The following is a 25,668-nucleotide window of genomic DNA, read 5'->3' as shown; positions in this document are numbered from 1 at the left end:
CTGTCCGGGTGACGTGTTAGCGTTCCGTCGACTTCGGGGGGAGTGTCGATGGAAATGCGTAAACGGCTCTTGGTGCTGGCAGCCAGCCTTGTGGCCTTCAACGCGGCGCTGTGGTTGATACCCAAGATCGCGCCCGAGGCGCCCGGCAGGTGGGAGGGTGTGCAGCCGGCGGCGCCCCCCACTGCCTCGGCGTCCACCACGCCTCCCCCGCCCTTGCCCGCGGACTTTCCGTCGATGGAACGGCCTCCGCCCACAATCGACGTTCCAGAGGGGCAGCCTCAGCCGATTGCAACCAAATTCGGCCTGACCTACGACATACCGGCGGACTGGGTAAACGCGTCCACCGGGTTCGGCGGCTGGGAGGACGAAAGCGGGTGGTCCGTCGTCTACGGGGCAATCGGTCGATATGGATACGAAGTATGCAGCGCGAAGGACGGGTCCACACTCGGCCTCAGCGGCGCGACCGGGTCCGCGGATCTCGACCTGGCGCACGTGGCGACAGAACATGCGCAGAATGCGCCGCGAATCTTCGGAGCGCCCGTCGACGACCCAGGGCCTACTGTCACCTACTCCGAGCCCCAAAAGATATCTGCGGCGGGGTCGCCCGCAGTACGCGTCACCGCAACGGTCCGAGACATCACTCGTGAATCACCCTGCGATCCCCCCTCTGCAACATTCGACATACTGACCACGACCAGTCACGCGACCGCACCGACCGCCGTATTCATGGTTCAACTGGATGCCGGAGTCGATGGAGCGGCTGATCATTCGATAGCCGATGAGATCTTCTCGACGATCAGGAGAAGTGAGTGACGAGCGAAGACCTGTTCACCGACAGCGCCGAAATAGCCGGACTGGGTGTACTCGCCGATCGAATCGGCCAGGCCACACTCACGAGCCATCGGTACATCAACGACCACGCTGGTTTCAGCGACGCCATCGCTGGCCAAATCTTGCAGCGCCTCGCGCCTTTCATCGCCCGCTACCAGGAATACACCCGTGCCCGCCACGTCCATCTGTCCGCGAACTGCATTCACATCGGTGAAGAACTGAACAAGGCTGCGTGGTTGTACGAGGAGCAGGAGAAGAAGAACTACGAGGTGCTCAACGCGCACACCGACCTACTCCCGATTCCACTCATCCAACCCGGAACTCCCGAGACCGCGGCGGTGGGCAACGTCGACCAGTACGATTCCGCAGCCGACTACGGTTCACCCATCGGAATCGACTATCCTGCACCGAATCCCGCAATCGATGACATACGAGAAGCCGTCGACGAAGCAGCCGGATGGCTCGGCGAAGTCGATCGGACGATCTTCGAACTGACCGAATGGAGTCCGCTGAACGAAGTAGTCGCTCCACTGAGCGGCAACTGGAACGAAGTCCGGCGCCTCGGCGAGGCCTTCGACATCGCGGGCACCGCAATGGAAGCTGCCGCCGAATCTCTCGAGCAAGGTGTTCGGCGCGTCGACGACTACTGGAATGGCCTGGCCGCACAATCATTCTCGGAATACTCCGCACGGCAGATCGCCGCAATGTACTGGGAAGGACCATGCGGACGGACCGTTCACACGGTATCCGAGATAATCGCGGACAAGATTCGCGAGGGTGTGCGGATGGCAGTTCGCACATTCGTCGAGATGCTCGAGGCCGAGGTCGACCTCAGCACCGGAACGAGCGCAATGAAAGTAGCGCTGAAGAAGATCCCAGGCCTCGGGACAGCCTGGCAGATCGAACGCATCGTAGAAATTCTCTGGGAAACGATGAAAGTCACCATGGATCTGGTGCACAAGATCGAAGAGGTCGTCGACGCTTTCGGACAGTTCCTCGACGCGATCACCGATCCAGAGGGCCAGATCAACCGCACGATCGACCGATATCTCGCACCGTTCAACGACTACGTCGACAAAGGAAAGACAATCGCAGACACCGCCAAGACTGCAGACATCACACCCGTCATCTTCACACCAGACGAAAAATTCTCCGTCGGCGAAGGTACCGCTCCCTGGCAGGACGCATGACCGACAGCAACGCCTACAACAAAGTTCTCGACGCAATCGGACGACTCGAAGACGCGTGCCGCCGAGCCGAGAACGTCGTCATCGGTGGACCACGCGAAAGAACGGCCGTCACCGAAGCACTCCTGGCGCGCCTGGCCCGCTCACGCGTCGCATCGCAGGAGCTACAGGCCTACGCGGCGTCGGTGGCGTCGGGCATCACGACGTGGGATCGGATCGAAGCGGACGCGAGACCGGTGCCACCGGAAATCGTCGAGCTTCGCTCCGACCCGTCGGTGGACTGGCCCCTGAATTGGCCGACCGAACCAGACGACCAGCCGTACCGCATCCCCTGGCAGTGAATGCGGTACGGCTCGCGAGTTGGGACCTCAGGCTCCGAAGTTTCCGTCCGAGATCGTGTCCCCGTAGCTCCCGGCTTCGGCGAGTGAGCCTCCGGCCAGCAGCATGCCCTCGGCCGTGAGCATCCCCAGACCGACGGTGTTGAGATCCTGCTGTACGTACTGGTTCAGCCACTTCTTCGACATCTTCAAGGCGAACGTGTCGTACGACTCGAGCTTCTCGACGAGAGCATCGACCTCGGCGTCGAGCTGATCGACAGGAACGAACGCAGGACAGTGACAGCGAGCGCGCGCCTGCCAGCGTGATCTGGGAGGATGCAGGGCATGCGGGGAATCATCTTGGCGGGCGGCACAGGTTCGCGTCTACATCCGATCACGATGGGCGTCAGCAAGCAGCTGGTGCCTGTCTACGACAAGCCGATGATCTACTACCCGCTCTCGACGCTGATCCTGGCGAACATCCGCGACATCTTGATCATCACCACACCCCAGGATTCGGAGCAGTTCCAGCGGCTGCTCGGCGACGGCTCCCAGTTCGGGATCAACCTGACCTACAAGGTTCAGCACGAGCCGAACGGGCTTGCGCAGGCGTTCGTCCTGGGCGCGGACCACATCGGTGACGACAGCGCCGCGCTGGTGCTCGGTGACAACATCTTCTACGGCCCCGGCCTCGGCTCACAGCTGGGACGGTTCGATCACATAGACGGCGGCGCGGTGTTCGCCTACGAGGTCAAAGATCCCACCGCGTACGGCGTCATCGAATTCGACGCCGCCGGCAAAGCCATCTCGTTGGAGGAGAAGCCGAAGGTCCCCAAGTCGAACTTCTCGGTTCCCGGCCTGTACTTCTACGACAACGACGTCATCGCCATCTCCCGCGACCTGGCGCCCTCCGAGCGCGGCGAATACGAGATCACCGACGTCAACCGGCACTACCTCGACGCCGGGAAACTCGCCGTCGAGGTACTGCCCCGCGGCACCGCCTGGCTCGACACCGGCACTTTCGATTCACTGCTCGATGCCTCGAACTACGTCCGCACCATCGAACAGCGTCAAGGACTCAAGATCGGGGCGCCGGAAGAGGTGTCCTGGCGTCGCGGGTTCATCACCGACGACGAACTGCGTGAACGCGCCGAGAAGCTCGTCAAATCCGGATACGGGCAATACCTGCTCGATCTACTCGATCGAAGTAAGTGAGCTATGACATTTCGTGAATTGAAGATCGCCGGGGCCTACGAGTTCACCCCGCGCCAGTTCGGTGACGATCGTGGTGTGTTCTTCGAATGGTTCAAATCGTCCGCGTTCGAGGCGGAGGTAGGTCGGCCGCTGGAATTGGCGCAGGCGAACTGTTCGGTCTCCGCCGCCGGGGTGTTGCGCGGGATCCACTTCACCGACACCCCGCCCGGGCAGGCGAAGTACGTCACGTGCGTCAAGGGTGCATTCTTGGATGTGATCGTCGACCTGCGGGTCGGGTCGCCGACGTTCGGGCAGTGGGACAGTGTGCTGATCGACGACGTCGACCGGCGGGCGGTGTATCTGTCCGAGGGGCTCGGACATGCGATCTTGTCCCTCGAAGACGGCTCGACAGTGATGTACCTGTGTTCGCTCGAGTACACCCCGTCACTGGACCGCGACCTGAACCCGTTGGATGCGGACCTGGGGATCGAGTGGCCCACCCTCGCTCGCGACGGGTCACCACTCGAGTACCAACTCTCCGACAAGGATCGCGCTGCGCCGTCCCTCGCCGAATCCATCCAGGCCGGGTATCTCCCCAAATACGACGGCTGATCGCTGCCCCTTTCACGCAAACGCACACGCATTTGCGTGAAAGACGGGGCACCACCAGCAAGTCCACCCCCACCCCACGCAAACGCACACGCATTTGCGGGACGACGGGGCACCACCAGCAAGTCCACCCCCCACCCACCCCCTTCCTACGCAAACGCACGTGCATTTGCGTAGGAAGAGTCGGGGCAGGGGTGGGGGCGCTGGGGTGGGTGGGAGGGAGGGTCAGCGGATCTTGAAGATCACGGCCCGCTGGACGACGAAGTTGATGACTGTCGCGGTGCCCTGGGCGACGACGAAGGCAAGGTTTGCGTACCAGAAACCGTCGGGAAAGACCTGGTAGAGCCACGTGTAGATGCCGACCTGAACGGCGAAGGTCACGGCGTAGAGCGCAACCACAGCGATGAACCGGGCGCGTGACGGCGCGGCGTTGAAGGTCCAGCGCCGATTGATCAGATACGCCGTCGTGGTGCCGAGCACGAAGCCGATTGCCTTGGCCAGCGTCACGCCGACACCGAAGACGAAATGCAGGAGCAGGTTGACGCCCTGGTCGACGATGGCCGACAGCACACCCGTCGCCAGGAATCGAATGATCTGAGTCTTGAGGTCGAGGGCCTCGTCGGCGATATTCTCCGTCAGCGGCAGCTCGACGGGCAGCGGAACGTGATGCTGGAGCTCTTCGTCCTCTGCGGACCAGTCGTCGTTCGGTGGAGCATCGGAGGTGGGCACGATCATCGAGACTAGCTGTCCTAGGTACCGGGTACCCTCTACATCGATGTCCACGACAGCCGACGACGCCCTCTTCCCCCTGGAACCACAGGCCGGGAACACTGCGCCGCTACCCACGCAGACCCGCACGCTCACCGGTTGGGGGCGCACTGCGCCGTCCACGGGTGAGGTGCTCTCCACCTCGGACCCCGAGCTCATCGCGAACGCGGTCAAGCAGGTTGCAGAGCAGAACGACTCCAAGCCGTCTCACCTTCGACGCGGCGTCATCGCACGCGGCCTCGGCAGGTCCTACGGCGACAATGCCCAGAACTCCGGTGGTCTCGTCGTCGACATGACGGCGCTCAACGGCATCCACAGCATCGATGCGGGCACTCGGATCGTCGATCTCGACGGCGGCGTCAGCCTCGATTCGCTGATGCGTGCAGCACTGCCCTTCGGCTTGTGGGTTCCGGTTCTGCCCGGTACACGTCAGGTCACGATCGGCGGCGCGATCGGCTGCGACATCCACGGCAAGAATCACCACAGCGCGGGTAGCTTCGGCAACCACGTCCGGTCGATGGAATTGCTGACCGCTGACGGCCAGATCCGTCACCTGACGCCGTCGGGCAAGAACGCGAAGCTGTTCTGGGCGACTGTCGGAGGCAACGGTCTGACCGGCATCATCCTCCGGGCGACGATCGAGATGACGCCGACGGAGTCGGCCTACTTCATCAACGACGGCATTCGCACCGAGACGCTCGACGAAACCGTCGCAGCGCATCAGGACGGCACCGAGGACAACTACACGTACTCGAGCGCGTGGTTCGACGTGATCAGCGGGCCGCCGAAGCTCGGCCGTGCCACGATCACTCGTGGTTCGCTCGCCAAGTTCGACGAACTGCCGAAGAAGCTGCAGAAGGATCCGTTGAAGTTCGACGCCCCTCAGCTGCTGACGGTTCCGGACATCTTCCCGATCAGCGCAATGAACAAGTTGTCGCTCAGCGCAATCGGTGAGGCGTACTACCGCATGGGTGGGACCTACCAGGGCAAGGTTCAGAACCTGACGCAGTTCTACCACCCTCTGGATTTGATCGGCGAGTGGAACCGCGGCTACGGCCCCAAGGGATTCCTGCAGTACCAGTTCCTGGTACCCACCGAGGCGCTCGAAGAGTTCAAGGACATCATTCGGTTCATCCAGCGCTCGGGCCACTACTCGGCGCTCAACGTCTTCAAGTTGTTCGGCCCGGGAAACAAAGCGCCACTGAGCTTTCCGATGGCCGGATGGAACGTCGCGATGGACTTTCCCATCAAGGCAGGCTTGAACGAATTCGTTCAGGAACTCGACAAGCGCGTCCTCGAGTTCGGCGGACGCCTCTACACGGCGAAGGATTCGCGGACCACCGCGGAGACCTTCCATGCGATGTACCCACGGATCGACGAGTGGATCAAGGTCCGCCGATCCGTCGACCCCACAGGCGTTTTCGCCTCCGATATGGCCAGAAGGTTGGAACTGCTGTGACGATAGACGCCGTCGGTAACCCCCAGACGATTCTCGTATTGGGAGGCACCAGCGAGATCGGTCTCGCGATCACCGAGGAGTACCTGTCGAAGTCGCCTGCCCGCGTCGTCCTCGCAGCGTTGCCGAACGATCCCCTGCGCGACGCATCCGTCGCACAGCTGAAAGCCAAGGGCGCAAAGTCCGTCGACGTCATCGACTTCGATGCACTCGACACCGAATCACACCCGAAGGTCATCGACGAAGCGTGGTCCAAGGGTGACGTCGACGTCGCCATTGTTGCCTTCGCCGTCGACTTCGACGCCGAAGAGCTGTGGCAGGACCAGCGCAAAGCCGTCCTGACGGCCAACATCAACTACACGGCGTCCGTATCCGTCGGTGTGCTGTTGGGCGCGAAGTTCAAGGCACAGGCATCGGGGCGCATCATCGTCATGTCCTCGGTAGCAGGCGAGCGCGTGCGTCGTTCCAACTTCGTCTACGGATCGACCAAAGCAGGTCTCGACGGCTTCTACCTGGGTCTCGGCGAGGCGCTGCGCGAGTTCGGTCCGCGCGTCACGGTGATCCGTCCGGGCATGGTGCGCACCAAGTTCAGCGCGCACGTCAAGGAAGCCCCGCTGACGGTCGACAAGGAGGACATCGCCAAGCTGGCGGTCTCCGCCTCGCAGAAGGGCAAGGATCTGGTCTGGGCTCCGGGACCGTTCCGCTTCGTGATGATTGCACTGCGGCACGTCCCGCGGCCGATCTTCCGCAAGCTTCCCATCTAGATGAAACGAGCGCTCGGGACAGCCGTCGACGGCCTACTGGCCGCTCTCGTCGCGGCACTGGTGGCGTCGGTCGGGTTGTTCGCGTTTTCACTGGTCGACTGGCCTGCGTTCAACTCGTCCAACGTCACTCGCGCACTCACGACGCTCGGACAGGTCGTGTGCGCTGCCGTATTCACTGCGGCGATCGTCCTGTACCGCCGCGGCACCCTCGAGTGGCTCGCGAAAGTACTGACGTGGGCTGGACTTTCGGGATTCGTGACGGTCACACTCGGAATGCCTTTGGCCGCAACGAAGCTCTATCTGTTCGGCATCTCCGTCGACCAGGAGTTCCGTACCGAGTACCTGACGCGTCTCACCGACTCGGCTGCGTTGCGGGACATGACGTATCCCGACATCCCGCCGTTCTATCCGGCCGGCTGGTTCTGGCTGGGCGGACGCGTCGGGAATCTGCTCGGCATGGACGGCTGGGAAGTGTTCAAGCCGTTCGCAATCGGATCCATCGCCGTCACCGCCGTGCTTGCCTTCACACTGTGGAAGCAACTCGTGCGAACCGATCTGGCCGTCGCGGTCAGCGCGGTGACCACCGCACTCGTCGTCGCCTACGCATCCCCCGAGGCGTACAGCGCCGTCATCGCGCTTCTCGTCGCACCGGCATTCCTGCTCGCCTGGGGTGCGCTGAATCGGCCGACTCCCGCCGGCTTGAATGAACCCTTCAAGCCATCTGACCGTATGAATGAACCATCCAAGCGATCAGGGGGTGCGGCCGAACCCGACCACTCCGCCTCCGACGACCACATGAATGGCGCACCCAAGCCATCTGACCGTATGAATGAACCATTCAAGCGATCAGGGGGTGCGGCCGAACGATCAGGGGGTGCGGCCGAACGATCAGCACACTGGGGCTGGGGCGCAGTTGTCGGGACCGGGCTGTTTCTCGGTCTCGCTGCGACGTTCTACACCCTCTACTTGGGCCTCGCGGCGTTTGCGGTCACCCTGATGGCCGTGGTGTCGGCGTTCCTGAGCATCCGCGCTCACCGGACCTGGCGCGCCGCGATTCCCGTTGCCCTCAGGCTGGCCGCGATTGCTGTCATCTCGGGCATCGTAGCGCTGACGGTGTGGCTGCCGTACCTGATCGACGCCATCGAAGGCACGCCGTCCACCTCCGGAACCGCACTGCATTATCTCCCCGAATCCGGTGCGACGCTTCCGTTCCCGATGTTCGAGTTCTCACTCGTCGGCGCGCTGACGCTGGTGGGAACACTCTGGCTCGCCGTAAGAACCGCCACGTCGCGGCGCGCTCAGGCCTTGACCATCGGCGTCGTCTCCATTTATCTGTGGACTCTGCTGTCGATGGCGGCGACCGTCGCCGGCACCACGCTGCTATCGTTCCGGCTCGAAGCCGTTCTGATCGTGCTGCTCGGCGCTGCGGGTGTCTTCGGGTTCCTGGAAGGGTCGAAGGCGATCTATCAGGCCATCAACGAACCTGCCCGGTTCAGGATTGCGGCGGTCGTCGTCGCCGCGATCGGCGCACTCGCGTTCGCGCAGAACATTCCCCAGGTGCTGCAGTCGGAAATCACCGTTGCGTACTCGGACACCGATGGCGACGGGGTGCGCGCCGACATGCGGCCCCCGAGCGCGGTCGCCCACTACGGCGACATCGACGCTGCGATCACCGAACAACTGGGCAGGCCTCGCGACGAGACCGTCGTGCTGACCGCGGACACATCGTTTCTCAGCTACTACCCGTACTTCGGATTCCAGGGCTTGACGTCGCACTACGCCAATCCCCTCGCGCAGTTCGACAAGCGTGCGGCAGCGATCGAGGACTGGTCGACGCTCGGCACTCCCGACGAGTTGATCGCGGCACTGGACGGCAGCGAATGGCAGGCTCCCGACGCGTTCCTGTTCCGCCGCGGCGCCGACGGCTACACGCTCAGGCTCGCCGAGGACGTGTATCCGAACGATCCGAACGTACGCCGTTACACCGTCACCTTCGACGAGGCACTGTTCGAGGACCCCCGTTTCGAAGTGACAGATATCGGGCCGTTTGCGCTGGTCACACGCGTCGGATAGTCAAAGCACATAACGTTCACGTAACGTTCACGGCGATGACAAACACCGACGAGACTGTTCTCGAGCAGCCGCGGACGGCCCCGTCGTCGAGAATCGGGGCACTGTCGAGCCGCATTCGGCGATGGGACCGCGTCGACGCGACGGTCGCGTCCCTGTTCACCGTTACTGCCGTGCTCGTTCTGCAGGGGCAATGGCGCAACATCGGTAGCGGCTACCTGTACAACAGCGGCCAGGACCAAGCCATGTGGGAGTGGTTCTTCGCCGTCGCCGCTCATGCCGTCGCGCATCTCGACAATCCGATGTCGAGCGATCTGCAGAACTACCCGCTCGGTGTGAATCTGATGGCGAACACCGCCATGTTCGGACTCTCCATACCGCTGGCTCCCGTCACCCTGATCTTCGGCCCGACCGTGACGTGGGCGATTTCGCTCACCATCGGTCTCGCAGGCACCGCTTACGCCTGGTACTGGCTGTTCACCCGGCGCGTCGGTGCATCGAAGCCCGCGTCCGCGATCGGCGGCGCGCTGTGCGGTTTCGCGCCGGGGATGGTCTCGCACGCCAACGGTCACCCCAACTTCGTCGTCCTGTTCCTTCTGCCGGTGATCGCATCGCTCGTCATCGGCATCGCGCAGAACGGGGCGACCAAGAAGAACACGATCGCGCTGGGCCTCGTCGTCGCACTGCAGATCATGCTGGGCGAAGAACCGCTGTTGATCTTCGCGATGTCGTTCGGCGTCTTCGCCGTCGCCTACTACCTCGGCCGACCACGCAGCATCGCGGCGGCGCTGAAGAACGCGTCGAAGGGCCTCCCCCTCGCCGCCGTCCTCGCGCTGGCGCTCGTCGCATTCCCCCTCTATTGGCAGTTCCTCGGGCCGCAGAGCTATTCGTTCCTCGAACACGGAAACATGGGTAACGACGCCAAGGCCTTGTTCCAGTTTCCGACGCAGTCCATCGGCGGCATCGCGACTCCGGGGCAGAACGTGCGTATCAACGCCACCGAGGAGAACGCGTACCTCGGGTGGCCGGTGCTCGTACTGTGCCTGATCGCGACGGGCTGGATGTGGCGCGAGGCCCGTGTTCGCGCTGCCGCCGTCACCGTCGTCGTCATGAGCGTTCTGTCTCTCGGATCCGAGTTGTACATCGGCAAGAGGGACACCGGGATCGAACTGCCGTGGAAGTGGTTCTCGGAACTGCCGCTCGTCGAGTCCGTCCTCGAGACCAGATTCGTGCTCGGCGCCGTCCCTGCCGTGGCGCTGCTCGTCGTCCTCGCCACGGACAAGGCGTTCAGTCGCGGATTGCGCCCGATACCCGCGATGTGGTCGATCGCCCTCGCGCTTGCGCTGATCCCGCTCGTCCCGACACCACTGCAGACCGTCGTCCGCTCACCGACACCCCAGTTCTTCGCCGGCGACGAGTGGAAGGACTACGTGTCAGGAGGCTCGGTCGTCACCGTGCCGCTGCCTCGTCCCGAGGATGCCCGTCCCCTGCACTGGCAGATCGACGCCGACATGGGCTTCCCGCTTGCTGCGGGTTACTTCGTCGGTCCGAGTGACCATGCGGACAAGAAGGCCAAGTACGGCGCCGTGGACAGGCCGACCGCGCTGCTGCTCGGGTCTGTTCAGGACTCGGGAACCGTCCCGGACATCACCGCAGAGCAGAGGGCGCAAGCCGTCGAGGATCTGAAGTTCTGGAACGCCGATGTGGTGGTGCTGCCGCGCGGGAAGAACAATTCGGTTCTGCGCGCGACCGTCGACTCGCTCCTCGGCTCCGAGGCCGAGTTCCACGGCGGAGTCTGGATCTGGGACGTACGTCCGTTGACGTGACGGCACCGGGGCTGTGACCTGCACGAAACCGGTACCGAAGTGGGTGTGCCCTAGCATCGACAATCGTGTCCACTGCCGCAGCCACCGCACCTGAATCGACTTCTCGGCCCCCGTCGTCGCGCATCTCCGCGGGAGTGGTCGCTGTCGTGTCCGGCGTCATCGCCGTACTCGCTGCGGTCCTGACGCCGCTGCTGCCCGTCACGCAGGATTCGGCGTCGATCAGCTGGCCTCAGAACGGAACGGTGAATTCCGTGGAGGCACCGCTGGTGTCCTACGCACCGCTCTCGCTCGACGCCTCGATCCCGTGCGCGGTGATCGAGGGCACGGCCCCCGGCACGCTCGTCCTCTCCACCACCGCACCGGGAGCGCCCGACGCGCAAGGCGTCGGTCTCGTCGTCACGCGTACCGAGGACGGTCTGCAGGCCGTGCTGCGCGAACGTGTGTTGCTCTCACTCTCCGACTCGGAGCTGGCGGCATGCTCGTCCGTCGTCATCTCCTCGACCGCCACGGGCTCGACCGCGTCGGCGGAGGGCACCGACGCGACCGGCAGCATCGACGGCGACACGCGCCCCCAGACCGTCGGCGTGTTCACCGAGCTTCAGGGCGCGGCGCCCGCAGGCCTGAGCGTCGACATCCAGGTCGACTCTCGGTTCTCCTCTACCCCGACACTGCTCAAGAAGCTCGCGATGGCCGCAGCGGTGATCTTCACGATCATCTCCTTGATCGCACTGCATCGGCTGGACTTGGGCGACGGCAGGCGCGGTCGCCGCTTCTTCCCGTCGCACTGGCTGCGAGTCACCGTCGTGGATTCCGTCGTCGTCGGTGTTCTGGTGGTGTGGCACTTCATCGGCGCCAACACCTCCGACGACGGGTACCTCCTGACCATGGCTCGGGTATCCGAGCACGCCGGCTACATGGCCAACTACTACCGCTGGTTCGGTGTCCCCGAGGCGCCGTTCGGCATGCCGTACTACGACATGCTCGCCGCCTTCGCGAAGGTCTCGACAGCCAGCCCGTGGATGCGACTGCCTGCGCTCATCGCCGGTGTCCTGTGCTGGGCGGTGATCAGTCGTGAGGTGATTCCGCGACTCGGCCGTGCGGTGCGCTCGGACAAGGTTGCCATCTGGACTGCCGGGCTGGTCTTCCTCGCGTTCTGGCTGCCGTTCGACAACGGTCTGCGCCCCGAGCCCGTCATCGCTCTCGGCGCCCTGCTGACGTGGTGCTCGATCGAACGCGCCATCGCGACGGGCAGGCTGCTGCCCGCCGCGGTCGCCGTACTCATCGCCGCATTCTCGCTCGCCGCAGGCCCGACCGGACTCATCTGCGTCGCCGCCCTTCTCGCCGGCGGACGCCCTCTCGTTCGCGTCGTGATCGCACGGGCTCGCGCCGTCGGATACGCGGCCGCGCTCGCGCCGATCCTCGCGTCGGGTTTCGTGATCATCGCAGCCGTCTTCGCCGATCAGACCCTCACCACAGTTCTCGAGGCCACGCGTGCACGTGCCGCCGTCGGCCCGAACGTCCCGTGGTTCGACGAGCGCACCCGCTGGGATTCGCTCATGGAGATCACGCCCGACGGCTCCCTTGCACGACGCTTCGCTGTATTCGCGATGGTGCTGTGCGTCGTCACCGTCGTCGTCGTGATGTTGCGGCGCAACGGCCGCATCCCCGGTGTGGCTCTCGGCCCGTCCAGACGCATCGTCGGCATCGTGATCGGCGCACTCGCCCTGATGATGTTCACCCCCACCAAGTGGACACACCACTTCGGTGTCTACGCAGGCCTGGCCGGGTCGCTCGCCGCTGTCGCCGCCATCGCCGTCGCGTCGGCCACACGGGACAACGCCCGTAACCGCACGCTGTTCACAGCCGCGGTGCTGTTCCTCACCGCGCTCGCGTTCACGGGCTCCAACGGCTGGTGGTACGTCTCGAGCTACGGCATCCCGTGGTTCGACAAGCCTCCGATGATCCTCGGCAAGGGCTTCTCCACGATCTTCCTCGGGCTCACGGTCCTCGCGCTGGTGTACGCCGGGTGGCAACACCTCCGAGCGCCCTATCGCGCGACGAGTCGGTCCGCACGTTTCGGGGTGTCGGCGCTGACGATCATGTCTGCGTTCGTCGTGCTGTTCGAACTTCTCTCGTTCGCCAAGGGCGTGGTGGCGCAGTACCCGGCGTACTCGGTGGCACGCTCGAATATCGACGCTCTTGCCGGCAATTCGTGCTCGCTCGCGAACGACGTTCTGGTGGAACAAGATCCGAACGCATCGATGCTCACCCCGATCGGCTCGTCGATAGCGGATTCCCTGGCAGGGCCCGGCACCACCGGGTTCACCCCCGAGGGTGTACCGACCGATCTGACCGCCGACGCGGAGGACGTCTCGCAGGAGAGCACCCGCGGGTTCGGCGACGACACCGACACCGACACGCAGACACCGAGGTCCTCGGGCTCGTCCGGCACCGAGGGCGGCACGACCGCGGCCAACGGCGTCAACGGAAGTTCCGTCGCCTTGCCGTTCGGTCTCGACCCGTCGAGCACACCGGTCCTCGGCAGCTACGGCGCCGACTCGGCGGAACCGGCGACACTCACCACCGAGTGGTTCTCGCTCCCCGCAGACCCGGACGGCGACTTCCTGTCCATCAGCGCAGCCGGTCGTATCCGGTCCGTCGACTCCGACGGAATCGTCGCCTCCGGCCAACCTCTCGAGGTGGAATACGCGTCGGGCGATCAGGTTCTGGGGCGTATCACCCCGATCGACATCGGCCCTCAGCCGTCGTGGCGCAATCTCCGAGTGCCGCTGGCCGACATACCGAGCAACGTCGACCGCGTCCGACTGGTCGCGACCGACTCCGACATCTCGCCCGACCAGTGGCTCGCGGTGACGCCGCCGCGTATCCCGCGCACGGTCCCACTCGTCGACGTCATCGGACCCGACGTCCCGGTGATGCTCGACTGGACCGTCGCACTCGGCTTCCCGTGCCAACGTCCGTTCGATCACAAGGACGGCGTCGCAGAACTGCCCGAGTACCGGATCCTGCCCGACCGAAGCGGCGCCGCCGCGCACAGTCCGGTGATGGACGCATTCGGCGGCGGCCCGCTCGGCTGGCAGCAACTGGTCCTCTCGGCCCAGGTGGTGCCGACGTACCTGCGCGACGACCTGGATCGCGACTGGGGCTCGCTCGAACGCTTCAGCCCGATCGATCCCTCCGCGACGCCCGCCGAACTCACCGTCGGCACCGTCACACGGAGCGGCTGGGAGACGGAGGGCCCGATCAGAGTCGGCTGAAACCGGATATTTCCCGGTTTCTTCACGATGCGGATGCGGTGAACCGATCACGTTCGCATAACATCGACAACCGTGCCCGACGCCGTGACAGATTCTTCCGCTGTGCCCTCTGTTCCATCGAAAAGGGGCTCCGCGGTCGATCTGCGTGCCCAGGTGCGTACGACGCGCCTGGTGGCCATCGTCACCGGAGTGCTGGGCGCAATCCTGGCGATCCTGACCCCGTTCCTGCCCGTCGTTCAGACGACGTCGACCATTCAGTGGCCGGATGCAGGCACGATCCAGGACGTCGACGCCCCGCTGGTCTCGCAGGCGCCGATCGACTTCAGCGCGACGATTCCGTGCTCGGCCGTCGCTCAACTGCCGCCGCAGGGTGGTCTGCTGCTCGCCACCGCCCCGTCACAGGGTGAAGGCGCCGCGCTGAACAGCCTGTTCGTGCGCGTGAGCGAGGGCTCGGTCGACGTACTCGACCGCAACGTCGTCGTCGCGTCGGCACCACGCGAGGACGTTGCGAGCGCGCGTTGCGGGTCCATCGAGATCTTCTCGAACATCGACTACACCTCCGCCGAGTTCACCGGCCTGTCCGACGACCGGGGCAACCCCCGCACCGGCCGTCTCGACGGTGACCTACGGCCGCAGGTCGCCGGTGTGTTCACCGACCTCGAAGGCGCGGCACCGGCCGGGCTGTCGGTCACCATCGACGTCGACTCGCGGTTCTCCTCCACCCCGACGATCCTGAAACTGCTCGCCATGGTGCTGGCAGTGGTGTGCACGATCCTCGCGATGGGCGCACTCGGCCGGCTCGACGGCATCGACGGACGCGGCCACCGCAGGTTCTTCCCCTCGCACTGGTGGAAGTTCACCGGAGTGGACGTCACCGTCGTCGGAGTTCTCGTCGGCTGGCACTTCGTCGGCGCGAACACCTCCGACGACGGTTATCTGTTGACGATGGCGAGGGCCGCCGAGAAGTCCGGCTACATGGCCAACTACTTCCGCTGGTTCGGCGTCCCCGAGGCCCCGTTCGGCTGGTACTACGACGTCCTCGCGGTGTTCGCGAAGATATCCACCGCGAGCCCGTGGATGAGACTTCCGGCGTTGATCGCCGGGGTGCTGTGTTGGATGGTCATCAGCCGCGAGGTCGTCCCCCGCCTCGGGCGGGCCGTGCGCAAATCCAATGTCGCACTGTGGACCGGCGGCTTGGTGTTCCTCGCGTTCTGGCTGCCGTACAACAACGGTCTTCGCCCCGAGCCGATCGTCGCGCTCGGCGCCCTGCTCACGTGGTGCTCGATCGAACGAGCCATCGCCACCGGACGCCTGCTCCCGGCCGCGACGGCCCTCCTGATCGGAGCGTTCACCCTTGCCGCCGCACCGACCGGATTGATGTGTGTGGCCGCGCTACTCGCAGGCGCCAGGCCGATGGCGCGCATCGTCGTACGACGCCATCGCCAGGTCGGAACTCTGGCACTCCTCGCGCCTCTCGCAGCCGCAGGATTCCTCGTTCTCGTCGTCGTCTTCGCCGATCAGACTTTCGCCACGGTCATGGAATCCACTCGCGTCCGAACGGCCATCGGACCGAACGAGCAGTGGTACCAGGACTTCCTGCGCTACTACTACCTGTTCGTCCAAACGGTCGACGGTTCGGTGGCTCGTCGGTTCGCATTCCTGGTGATGCTGCTCTGCCTCTTCACGACACTCTTCGTCCTGTTGCGCCGCAGGCGAATTCCGGGAATTTCGAACGGGCCCGCGTGGCGTCTCGTCGGCGTCGTGTTCGGAACGATCTTCTTCATGATGTTCAACCCGACCAAGTGGACCCACCACTTCGGGTCGTACGCCGGCATCGCGGGCAGCCTCGCCGCGCTCACGGCCGTGGCGATCTCGGCGAGCGCACTGAGATCTCGGCGCAACCGCACGATATTCATCGCCGGCCTGATGTTCGTTCTGGCACTGGCATTCTCGGGAATCAACGGCTACTGGTACGTCTCCAGCTACGGCGTGCCGTGGTTCGACAAGACGGTCTCGCTCAGCGGAAACCAGTCCAACACACTGTTCCTCGTGCTCTTCGGCCTCGTATTGGCACTCGCCGCCTGGCAGTACCTGCGTGAAGGGTACGCACCGCCTCAGCCGCGTCCCGGCTCCGAACGCGGCAGACGGATCAAGAAGTTCGCCGCCGCACCGCTCACCGTCGTCGCCGGACTCATGGTGCTGTTCGAGGTCCTCTCGCTCGTCAAGGGCGCCGTGTCCCAGTACCCCGCATACTCGTTGGCGCGGTCCAACATTCAATCGCTCGTCGGCAACACCTGCGGGCTCGCCAACGACGTACTCGTCGAATCGAACCCCAACGCAGGCGTTCTCGACCCGATCCCCGCCGACTTCGATCCCGAAACCGGCCCACTCGGCGGCGAGAGCCCATCCAACTTCACCCCCAACGGCATCCCGACCGACCTCAGCGCCGACGCAGTGGAAGTCAAACCAGGACAAGGCAATACCGATCAGCAGAGCGTCGGACCAGCCTTCGAGGAAGGCCAGAGCTCCGGCACCGGCGGCGGCATCGGCGACCGCGGCGTCAACGGATCCACCGCCGCACTACCCTTCGGACTCGACCCCGCCACCACCCCGGTCCTCGGCTCCTACCAGCCGGGCGTCCAGGAACCGGCGTCGGCGACATCGAGCTGGTACGCACTGCCCGAACGCTCGGATGCCGCACCCCTCATCGTCGTCTCCGCGGCAGGCCGAATCCTGTCCTACGACGACACCGGCGCCATGACCTACGGCCAGTCGCTGCTCGTCGAGTACGGAACCCGCCAGCCCGACGGCACAGTCGACGTCAAGGGCACCTACCTGCCCCGCGACATCGGCCCCGCGCCGTCGTGGCGGAACCTGCGCATCCCGATCGCCGATCTCCCCGGCGACGCCGACGCCGTACGCATCGTCGCCAACGACCCCAACCTCACCGGCGACCAATGGTTCGCGTTCACCCCGCCCCGCGTCCCGCAGCTCGAGACACTCGACTCCGCCATCGGCAGTGAGCAACCCGTACTGCTGGACTGGGCTGTCGGCCTCCAATTCCCGTGCCAGCGACCCTTCGACCACCAGTACGGTGTCGCCGAAGTTCCCGGCTACCGCATCCTCCCCGACCGTCCCCTGGCCGTCAGTTCCACCGACACCTGGCAGTCCGGCGACAACGGCGGCCCCCTCGGCTGGAGCGAACTCCTCGCCAAGCCGGTGACCGTCCCGACCTACCTCGACCGCGACTGGGCCCGCGACTGGGGCTCCCTCGAACGCTACGACCCGTACTACCCCCAGGCCGTCCCCGCGACCATCGAGACCTCGGAGGTCACGCGCTCGGGCTTCTGGACCCCCGGAAACCTGCGCGTGTTCGACAAGTAGGCCCCTGCCTCCCCACCCCGTGTCCCCCGCCCGCCCCGTATCCCCCGCCCGCCCCGTATCCCCCGCCCGCCCCGTGTCCCCCGCCCGCCCTGTGATCGCTTGAATGGTCCATTCATACGATCAGATGGCTTGAAGGCGACATTCAAGCAGCAGTCCTAGCGGGCAGCGCGGGGCTGACACGCCTAGCAGATTCCTACGACAACGCCCGGCTCGTCGACCCCGAATCCATAGCGTTGTCCACAGCCTCGACATCCATGCACAGGGAAGAACGTTCGCGCTGGTCGCACGATCGGCCGACGGCGTCGCGGATGCAATTCTGCCGTCATGAAACGTGGACTCTGGGCGACGGAACGGCAGATACTCGATGGGGCATCACTGAACGGGGTCATCACCCGTCAGGCGCTGAGGGAATGTGGTGTGTCCGACGGGTCGATCACCGCCCGAACAGGACCGGACGGCAAATGGCGTTCGATACTTCCGGCGGTCGTTCTCCTTCAGAACGGTAATCCCTCTCTTCTGCAACAACTTTCGGCAGCGCAACTGTACGGAGGCGAGAACAGCGTGCTGACCGGAGGCGCCGCACTGACCAAGCACGGATTCGATCGGGTCGGCAGCGACGTGCACATTCTCGTTCCGGCCACGATGCGTCGGGCATCGACGTCCTTCGTACGGGTCGAACGGACCACGCGGCTTCCGGAGCCGGAACTACGCGGCCGCTTGTCGGTCGCGCCCATTCCACGAGCGCTCGTCGACGCGGCCCGCGCGACACGCAGCGTCGACACCAATCTTCGAATGTTCGCGGAGGCGATTCAGCGCGGCTCGACAGATCTGGACGGAATCGTCCGTGAACTCACCGACGGACCCCGCCGTCACGGCGCCGCCGCGTGGGCTGCCGCACGGCAACTCGCCGACGACGCACATTCCGTCGCCGAGGCACGGGCGCAGAGGCTGTACGCGAGTTCGAAACTACCGAAGATGGTTCACAACCGAGACATCTTCGGGCCCGACGGCACGTTCCTGGGCCGACCCGACGGTTGGATCGACGCCGTCGCACTCGGCTGGCAAATCGATTCGTTCGCCTATCACCTGAGCCCGGCCGACCACGCCAAGACCATGGCGCGTCGAGCAGAGATGGAACGTGCAGGTGTCATCATCGTCGCGCATCTGCCGCAGCAGATCAGAGACGATTCGTCCCGCGTGCTGGCCGACCTGCATGCCGGATACCAACGCGCCCTTGCCCGTCCGCGCCCGAACTTGCACCTCGGCCCTGCTTGAATGGCGCGCTCAAGCTATCTGATCGTATGAATGGACCATTCAAGCGATCACGGGGCGGGCGTCGGGGCGGTGGGTGGGGGCGGGACGGCTAGATCGGAAACAGGTGGTGCTTGCGGGGATTCTTGAAGACCTCTTTGTCCTTCAGGATCTTCAGGGCCTTACGGAGTTCCAAGCGTGTGCTCGACGGCTCGATGACGGCGTCGATGTAGCCTCGCTCGGCCGCGACCCAGGGGGTGGCCACGTGCTCGTTGTAGAAGTTGATGAGCTGCTGACGGACCGCGGGAGCATTCTCGCCTGCGGCGGCGAGTTGCTTACGGCCGATGATGTTGACGGCACCCTCGGCGCCCATGACGGCGATGCGAGCCGTCGGCCAGGCAAGGTTGATGTCGGCTCCGAGCTGCTTGCAACCCATGACCGCGTACCCGCCGCCGTATGCCTTGCGGACCACGACGGTGACCTTGGGGACGGACGCTTCGATGTAGGAGAACAGGAATCGGCCGCCGCGTTTGATGACGCCGACTTTCTCCTGATCGACGCCGGGAAGAAAGCCTGGAGTGTCGACGAGAAACACGAGCGGAATGTTGTACGCGTCGCAGATGCGCACGAAACGTGCTGCCTTGTCGGCGCTGTCGGCGTCGAGTGCACCCGAAAGATACATCGGCTGATTGGCGACGACACCCACCGATCTGCCGTCGACGCGAGTCAATCCGGTGATGACATTCGGCGCGATCTCCGAGGACAGTTCGTGGAATTCGCCGTCGTCGAACAGACGCAGAATGATGTCGTGCATGTCGTAACCGGCATTGTCGGCGTCGGGCATGATCTTGTCCAACAACAGATCCGAGTCGGTGACCTCGGGTTCGAGCCCTGGGTTCACGACCGGCGGATCTTCCTGACAGCTCGACGGCATGTAGCTGAGGTAGTTGCGTACCCACTCGAATGCAGATTTCTCGTCTGCTGCGACGTGGTGAACGTTGCCGTACTGGGCTTGCTTGCGTGCGCTGCCGAGCTCGTCGAGGCTGACGTCCTCGCCGGTGACCGACTTGATGATGTCCGGGCCGGTGACGAACATGTACGCCTCTTCGGTGGCGACCACGATGTCGGTGTTGATCGGCGCGTAGACGGCACCGCCTGCACACTTGCCGAGGATCACCGAAATCTGCGGACACAGACCGGACAGCGGTTCGTGGCGACGGCCGAGTTCGGCGTACCAGGCAAGCGAGGTCACGGCGTCCTGCACGCGAGCGCCGCCGGAGTCGTTGATGCCGATGACCGGGCAGCCGACCTTGATGGCGAAGTCCATCAACCCGGCGACCTTGCGGCCGAACATCTCGCCGACGGTGCCGCCGAACACGGTCTGGTCGTGTGAGAACACTGCGACCGGACGGCCGTCGACGGTGCCGTGGCCGGTGACCACGCCATCGCTGTACAGGGCCGATGGGTCGTTCGGAGCCTTGACCAGTGCGCCGATCTCGACGAAGCTGCCTGAATCGAGCAGCATGTCGATACGTTCGCGGGCACTGGGAATGCCCTTCTTCGCCCGCTTGGCGATACCGATCTCACCTGCCGGTTCCTTGGCAAGTTCGAGGTTGGCGCGCAGCTCGGCCAACTTTTCCGCGGTGGTACCAGTCAAGATTCAGGCTCCGGTTCTCAGCGAATCGATCTCAGCGAGCTTCTTCGTCATATGTGCCGCAATTCGTCCAATGTACGGCTCGTCGACGACGGCGAGATGGTCGCCTCCGATCTGCACGATCTCCAGATCTTTCACCACGGGCGCCCAGCCGCCGTGCGGCTCACGGGTGGCGTATGCAGGTTCGAGTGCGATCGCGTCGTCGTGATACTTGTCGGCGAGGTACAGCGTCACGTGACCGCCGTACGGCTTCAGCTCCGCAGTCTGGATGGCCCGATTGTCGAGCCACGACGTGCGCTGATGCTCGATGATGCCGCCTGGGATCTTGGCGCCGCTCAACTTGACGAGGTCGGTGATGATACGAATCTGCCCGTCGTCGTCGGCGTCCACGAGCTTGTCGTAAGGGATCGGGTAGTCGACGTCGTATGTCTTCTTCGCGAACGCCGCGTACCGCTCCCAACGCCGACGGACCTCGTCCTTGGTGTCCGGTATCTCGCGCCCGGGCATCACCGTGTCGAGAAGGCCGACGTACGCGACCTCGATGCCCTGCTCTTCCAGCTGCCGCGCGACCTCGTACGCCAGGATCCCGCCGAGCGACCAGCCGACGAAGACATACGGTCCCTCGGGCTGAATCGCCTTGATCAACGGCACGTACTCGGCTGCGCGAACGGAAATCGGACCCTCGACGCGCTCGAGCCCGTACATCGGTGTGCCCGCGGGCAGCTTCCGCAGAAGCGGCTCGTACGCAACCGTCGAACTTCCGGCCGAGTGGAACGCGAATACCGGTGTGGCAGAAGAGCCCTCGGGGCGGGGACGCAGATTGCGAACCACTCCGTCGATTTCACCGTCCTCGAGGTGCGGACGGACCTTCTCGGCGAGTTGCTCGATGGTCTCCGAATCCAGCACGTCGTCGAAGGTGATCTCGCCGCCCGCACGCTCGGTCAACCGTGCCGCCAGCTTCTCGGCAGTCTCGTCGTCGAGAATCGGCAGGGTGTTGAAGATGCCCTTGGCCGATTCCTTCGTCACGACTGCCCATGTGGCGAACGTCAGCCGCTCGGCATTGTCGCGCGGTGGAACATCCGACCCTGCCGCCTCTGCGAACGCTTCGCGGTTGTCCACCGCAGGCGCGGCGGTCGCGGGTGCCGGCTGCGACTCGGCGCTCGGCGCAGCGACAACAGCCTGCTCGACGGCAGCAGCCTCCACAGCAGGCGCGGACTCCGAAGCAACACCCTCGGCAGCAGCCTCGGCGGCCTGCTCTGCTTCCTTCTCGGCCGCCTGCTTGTCCGCGAGTGCCTGCACCTCGTCGCGGTTCTCCAGGGCGTAGCGGAGATACTTCTCCACCTCGAGCAAGCTCGCATCGCGCACTGCCTGCAATTGCACTGTCGGGATGTCGAATTCGTATTCGACCCGATTCTTGATCCGCACGGCGCTCAGCGAATCCAGACCGAGCTCGATCAGCGGAATCTCGGGAGGCAGATCCTCCGGTGCGTAGCCCATGGACTCGGCGACGATGATCGCCAGGCGATCCTCCAGCTTCTGAGTGCCTTCGGGATCCCACCGGTCACCGAACGTCTCGACTACCTCCGGCAACTCTTCCGAACCTATCCGGTCACCCGTCATGCTCCGCAGGCTCCGCTCCTGCGACGGCGACTCCGCAGCGACAACCGGCTCCGGCAACGCCTCCCCGGAAGTGACGACTGCCTCGTGCACCAACGTGAACGTCGATCCGGAGTGCGAATGAACCTGAACCGACGCGCCGCCGAGGTGCGAGGTCAGCGTCGTCACCAACGTGCCGGCAGTGGGAACTGCAACGTGAGTCACCGATGCGCCGATCTCGACGCCGGAGAAGACCTGCGCTGCAGCAGCTTTGACAAGAGCTTCGAGAGAGTCCACGGCCGAGGCCTGTACCTCCCAGACATGCCGACCGTCCGGCAATGCAACACGCGAACCGGGGATCCGCCCACCGCCGCTGGAGTTGACCCGCGTATCGAGCCAGAACTTCTTGCGCAGGTAAGCCGTTCGAGGAATTGCCGCGTAGCCGCCCTCACCGAACAGAGTGGTGAGATCGAGGGCATGCCCGTGGACGTACAGTTGCGCGAGCGCAGCCAGGAACGTCTCCGACTCGTCTTCCTTGCGCTTGAGCGTCGGGATCAGCGTCGAATCAGCAACTCCGGCAGCCCATGCCGTCGCGGCGACGGACATGAGAGCGACGGGGTTGGGCGCGAGTTCGACGAACGTGGTGTAGCCGTCTCCGACCGCCACGTTGACGGCCTGGGTGAAGTACACCGGGTGGCGCATGCCCTTGGTCCAGTAGTCGACGCCGTGAATCGGGGCGTGACCTGCGCGGTAGTGCGCCTGCAGATCCACCGACGAGTACACGCCCGCCGTGAGCTTGCCCGGTTCGATACCGGCCAACTCGGCGGCCAGTTCACCGAGCAGAGGATCGACCGCTGCGGTGTGGCCTGCGCCCTTCACGTCGAGGATTCGCGCCATCTTCTCTGCGGCCTCGGCCAATTTCACGAGTTCTTCGACCTGCGCACGCGGGCCGCCCACGGTGGTGTGGGTGGGTGCGGCGTACACGCACGGCTCGACGTCGGGGAATTGGTCGGTGAGAGCGGTGACCTCTTCCGGGGTGTACTCGACGAGCGCCATCGCGCCCTGCGACGCGGCACCGAGGCCGTCCTGACCCTCGGCGAGCAGCCGCGAGCGTGCGTAGATGATGCGTACTGCGTCTTCGAGGTTCAGGCCACCCGCAACGTATGCCGCGGCGACCTCGCCCATCGAATGTCCGATGACGGCGCTGGGCTCGGCGCCGTGCGCGCGCAACGTTGCCGCCAAGGCGACCTGGATGACGAAGATCGCGACCTGCGAATTCTCGAACTCGTATGTCTGCGAATCGTCGAGCACGATCTCCTTGATGGAGTACCCGGCCTCGTCGACGAGCAGTTCGTCGACCTCGTCGAGCGCCGCAGCGAAGACCGTGTTGGTGCGGTACAGCGTCGCTGCCATCTTGCGATGCTGCGAACCGAACCCGGAGAACACCCACACCGCGCCGTTCGACGCGGGCGAATCCGCCGAGAACACACCGGCTCCCGGCTTGCCCGCGGCGATGGCACGCAGTCCGGTGATCGCTTCGGCGGTCGTGGCCGCGAGAACCACTGCGCGCGAACGGCCATGGTTGCGCTTGGCCAGCGCACGACCGACATCTGCGATGGGTGTGTTGCTGCCCACCTCGGTCTCGAGCCAGTCGGCAAGATCCGAGGCCGCACGCTTGCGCCTCGACGGAAGCGCCGCCGACACCGCCAGCACAACGGTCTGCGGCTCGGCATCCTCGGACGCCGGAACGACCGGCACCTCCTCGGGCGCCGAAACAATCACAGTCTGGGGCGCGTCCGGCTCTACTACCTCCGAAACGCCCTCCACGAGAACGGCTTCCGGATCGACCGACTGCGCGTCGAAGCCTTCGACGGGTTCGTTCGCGATGTACTCGCGGACGACGACGTGCGCGTTGGTGCCGCCGAAGCCGAACCCGGAGACACCCGCGATGGCCTTGCCCGTGTAGCGCGGCCATTCGGCGCCCTCGGGGATGACCTTCAGATGTGCCTTGTCGAAGTCGATGTACGGGTTGGGTCCGACGTAGTTCAACGACGCAGGCAGACGATTCTGCTGCATCGCGAGGACGATCTTGATCAAACCTGCTGCGCCGGCTGCAGATTCGAGGTGACCGAAGTTGGTCTTGGCCGATCCCAGGAGTGCGGGCTTGTCGTCGTCGCGCCCGCGGCCGACGACGCGTCCCAGTGCGTCGGCCTCGATGGGATCGCCGAGGATGGTACCCGTGCCGTGCGCTTCGATGTAATCGACACCGGACGGTGCGATACCCGCGTCGCGGTATGCGGACCGCAGGGCCTCGGCCTGCGCGTCCGGGTTGGGCGCGAGCAGCCCGTTGGACCGTCCGTCCTGATTGACGGCCGATCCGGCGACGACGGCCAGGATGTCGTCGCCGTCACGTTCGGCGTCCTCCAGCCGCTTGAGCACGACGAGACCGCCGCCCTCGGAGCGGATCATGCCGTTCGCGTCGGACGAGAACGCCTTGATCTTGCCGTCGGGCGCGAGAACACCCGTCTGACCGAAGCCGACGGTGATCGGCGGCGCGAGCAGCATGTTGACGCCACCTGCGACCGCGAGATCGGTCTCGCCGGAACGCAGGCTGCGCACCGCCTGGTGTACCGCGACCAGCGATGACGAGCACGCCGTGTCGACGGCGATGGACGGGCCTCGGAAGTCGTAGAAGTACGAGACACGGTTGGCGACGATGGCCGTCGACGTTCCGGTCAGTGCGTAGGGATGCGCGTTCGGGTCGCTGACCGCGAGCAGCTGGTAATCGTTGGACGAGCTGCCGATGAAGACGCCCACCTGCGAGCCCTTGACCGAGCTGGCCGGAATCCGGGCGTGCTCCAGAGCCTCCCAGGTCAGTTCCAGTGCCAACCGCTGCTGCGGATCGACATTGACGACCTCGTTGGGCGACATGGCGAAGAACTCGGCATCGAAGGTCTTGACGTCGTCCAGGTAGCCGCCCTTGGTGACGGTCGCATCGACGGCGGCCTTGATGGCGGGATCGGAGGTGAACTCCTCCCAGCGCCCCTCGGGTAGGTCGGTGATGCCGTCGCGTCCCTCGCTCAGCAGCGCCCACATCTGCTCCGGCGTCGTGCCTGCGCCGGGGAAACGCGTCGAGACTCCGACGATGGCGATGTCGTGCGACTCGCCGGCCTGGAGACCACGGGTGTAGAAGGAGTCGTCGACCGAGTCCTCGGTCTCGGGTTCGCCCTCGATGATGATGGTCGCCAGCGACGCGATGGTCGGGTGCTGGTAGACGACCGTAGCTGTCAGAGTCACTCCGACCAGCTCTTCGATCTCTCCGCTCAACGCCACAGCGTCGCGAGAGGACAGCCCGAACTCCTCCATCGGCCGGTCGTCGGAGATCAGATCGACCGACTGCCCGGTCGCGTCGGCAACCCAGTTGCGGAGCCACTCGCGAAGCTGAGCAACCGTCATCTCGCCACCGTCGGTCGAGGTCACTGT

General features: G+C 64.9%; 16 protein-coding genes. 12 read left to right on the top strand and 4 right to left on the bottom strand.

From position 1 onward, the window contains the following. The first annotated feature begins 54 nt into the window (after positions 1-54). Genes RY1_RS21235 through RY1_RS21225 form a run of 3 tightly spaced genes read left to right on the top strand, consistent with a single transcriptional unit; the run spans position 55 to position 2,359 of the window. A complete protein-coding gene (locus RY1_RS21235) occupies positions 55-813 on the top strand; it encodes a DUF8017 domain-containing protein (RefSeq protein WP_245819831.1) in 759 nt (252 codons plus the stop codon). Then, positions 810-2,021, top strand: coding sequence for a hypothetical protein (locus RY1_RS21230; protein ID WP_072806042.1), 1,212 nt, complete (start codon positions 810-812; stop codon positions 2,019-2,021). The genes RY1_RS21235 and RY1_RS21230 overlap by 4 nt, the downstream gene beginning before the upstream one ends. Further along, a complete protein-coding gene (locus RY1_RS21225; RefSeq protein ID WP_072806041.1) occupies positions 2,018-2,359 on the top strand; it encodes a hypothetical protein in 342 nt (113 codons plus the stop codon). Before RY1_RS21230 ends, RY1_RS21225 begins: the two co-directional genes overlap by 4 nt. Before the next feature lie 27 nt (positions 2,360-2,386). Here the strand turns inward: RY1_RS21225 and RY1_RS30010 are convergent, their stop codons facing one another. Continuing rightward, the gene (locus RY1_RS30010) at positions 2,387-2,542 is read right to left on the bottom strand and encodes a hypothetical protein (protein ID WP_156376400.1); all 156 of its coding nucleotides are present in this window, start codon (positions 2,540-2,542) and stop codon (positions 2,387-2,389) included. A 138-nt stretch (positions 2,543-2,680) separates the two neighbouring features. Between RY1_RS30010 and rfbA the strand changes: the two genes are divergently transcribed. Continuing rightward, positions 2,681-3,550 carry a glucose-1-phosphate thymidylyltransferase RfbA gene (gene rfbA, locus RY1_RS21220; RefSeq protein WP_072806137.1) on the top strand — a complete coding sequence of 290 codons (870 nt, stop codon included), beginning with the start codon at positions 2,681-2,683 and terminating at the stop codon, positions 3,548-3,550. 3 nt (positions 3,551-3,553) lie between these two features. Next, a complete protein-coding gene (locus RY1_RS21215; RefSeq protein WP_072806040.1) occupies positions 3,554-4,141 on the top strand; it encodes a dTDP-4-dehydrorhamnose 3,5-epimerase family protein in 588 nt (195 codons plus the stop codon). Between the two features lie 222 nt (positions 4,142-4,363). Here RY1_RS21215 and RY1_RS21210 read toward each other — a convergent pair whose 3' ends face one another. After that, entirely contained in the window at positions 4,364-4,867 is a 504-nt protein-coding gene (locus tag RY1_RS21210) for a GtrA family protein (RefSeq protein ID WP_371829495.1), read from the bottom strand. A 46-nt stretch (positions 4,868-4,913) separates the two neighbouring features. Here RY1_RS21210 and dprE1 point away from each other — a divergent pair, with 46 nt between their 5' ends. The 7 genes from dprE1 (at position 4,914) to RY1_RS21175 (ending at position 18,959) form a co-directional block, all read left to right on the top strand. Continuing rightward, positions 4,914-6,365: a decaprenylphosphoryl-beta-D-ribose oxidase gene (dprE1, locus tag RY1_RS21205; RefSeq protein WP_072806039.1), complete on the top strand. Its 1,452-nt coding sequence runs from the start codon at positions 4,914-4,916 to the stop codon at positions 6,363-6,365. Then, positions 6,362-7,126, top strand: a complete 765-nt coding sequence (dprE2, locus tag RY1_RS21200) for a decaprenylphospho-beta-D-erythro-pentofuranosid-2-ulose 2-reductase (protein WP_072806038.1) — start codon at positions 6,362-6,364, stop codon at positions 7,124-7,126. Before dprE1 ends, dprE2 begins: the two co-directional genes overlap by 4 nt. Then, positions 7,127-9,199 (top strand): galactan 5-O-arabinofuranosyltransferase, encoded by a 2,073-nt coding sequence (locus RY1_RS21195; RefSeq protein WP_072806037.1) that lies wholly within the window; start codon positions 7,127-7,129, stop codon positions 9,197-9,199. A 35-nt stretch (positions 9,200-9,234) separates the two neighbouring features. After that, positions 9,235-11,022 carry a glycosyl transferase gene (locus RY1_RS21190; RefSeq protein ID WP_072806036.1) on the top strand — a complete coding sequence of 596 codons (1,788 nt, stop codon included), beginning with the start codon at positions 9,235-9,237 and terminating at the stop codon, positions 11,020-11,022. Positions 11,023-11,087: 65 nt separating this feature from the next. Next, complete coding sequence (locus tag RY1_RS21185) at positions 11,088-14,300, top strand: arabinosyltransferase domain-containing protein (RefSeq protein WP_072806035.1); 3,213 nt, start codon at positions 11,088-11,090, stop codon at positions 14,298-14,300. A gap of 72 nt (positions 14,301-14,372) precedes the next feature. Continuing rightward, entirely contained in the window at positions 14,373-17,684 is a 3,312-nt protein-coding gene (locus tag RY1_RS21180; protein WP_072806034.1) for an arabinosyltransferase domain-containing protein, read from the top strand. Positions 17,685-18,008: 324 nt separating this feature from the next. Beyond that, positions 18,009-18,959, top strand: coding sequence for a hypothetical protein (locus RY1_RS21175; protein WP_072806033.1), 951 nt, complete (start codon positions 18,009-18,011; stop codon positions 18,957-18,959). Positions 18,960-19,047: 88 nt separating this feature from the next. On the opposite strand, the gene RY1_RS21170 is transcribed toward RY1_RS21175, so the two are convergent. Then, positions 19,048-20,592: an acyl-CoA carboxylase subunit beta gene (locus tag RY1_RS21170; protein ID WP_072806032.1), complete on the bottom strand. Its 1,545-nt coding sequence runs from the start codon at positions 20,590-20,592 to the stop codon at positions 19,048-19,050. 3 nt (positions 20,593-20,595) lie between these two features. Next, positions 20,596-25,641 carry a polyketide synthase Pks13 gene (pks13, locus tag RY1_RS21165; protein ID WP_174565448.1) on the bottom strand — a complete coding sequence of 1,682 codons (5,046 nt, stop codon included), beginning with the start codon at positions 25,639-25,641 and terminating at the stop codon, positions 20,596-20,598. Between the last annotated feature and the right edge of the window lie 27 nt (positions 25,642-25,668).

It is taken from the genome of Rhodococcus yunnanensis NBRC 103083 (assembly GCF_001895005.1).
Classification (GTDB): Bacteria; Actinomycetota; Actinomycetes; order Mycobacteriales; family Mycobacteriaceae; genus Rhodococcoides; species Rhodococcoides yunnanense.
The sequence above is the reverse complement of the archived record's forward strand: the minus strand, read 5'-3'. Positions and strand labels throughout refer to the sequence as shown.

Coding starts and splice junctions, on each gene's coding strand:
- RY1_RS21235 (WP_245819831.1), top strand. CDS start 55: ATGCGTAAACGGCTCTTGGTGCTGGCAGCCAGCCTTGTGGCCTTCAAC.
- RY1_RS21225 (WP_072806041.1), top strand. CDS start 2,018: ATGACCGACAGCAACGCCTACAACAAAGTTCTCGACGCAATCGGACGA.
- RY1_RS30010 (WP_156376400.1), bottom strand. CDS start 2,542: ATGTCGAAGAAGTGGCTGAACCAGTACGTACAGCAGGATCTCAACACC.
- rfbA (WP_072806137.1), top strand. CDS start 2,681: ATGCGGGGAATCATCTTGGCGGGCGGCACAGGTTCGCGTCTACATCCG.
- RY1_RS21215 (WP_072806040.1), top strand. CDS start 3,554: ATGACATTTCGTGAATTGAAGATCGCCGGGGCCTACGAGTTCACCCCG.
- dprE1 (WP_072806039.1), top strand. CDS start 4,914: ATGTCCACGACAGCCGACGACGCCCTCTTCCCCCTGGAACCACAGGCC.
- RY1_RS21195 (WP_072806037.1), top strand. CDS start 7,127: ATGAAACGAGCGCTCGGGACAGCCGTCGACGGCCTACTGGCCGCTCTC.
- RY1_RS21190 (WP_072806036.1), top strand. CDS start 9,235: ATGACAAACACCGACGAGACTGTTCTCGAGCAGCCGCGGACGGCCCCG.
- RY1_RS21175 (WP_072806033.1), top strand. CDS start 18,009: ATGAAACGTGGACTCTGGGCGACGGAACGGCAGATACTCGATGGGGCA.
- pks13 (WP_174565448.1), bottom strand. CDS start 25,641: ATGACGGTTGCTCAGCTTCGCGAGTGGCTCCGCAACTGGGTTGCCGAC.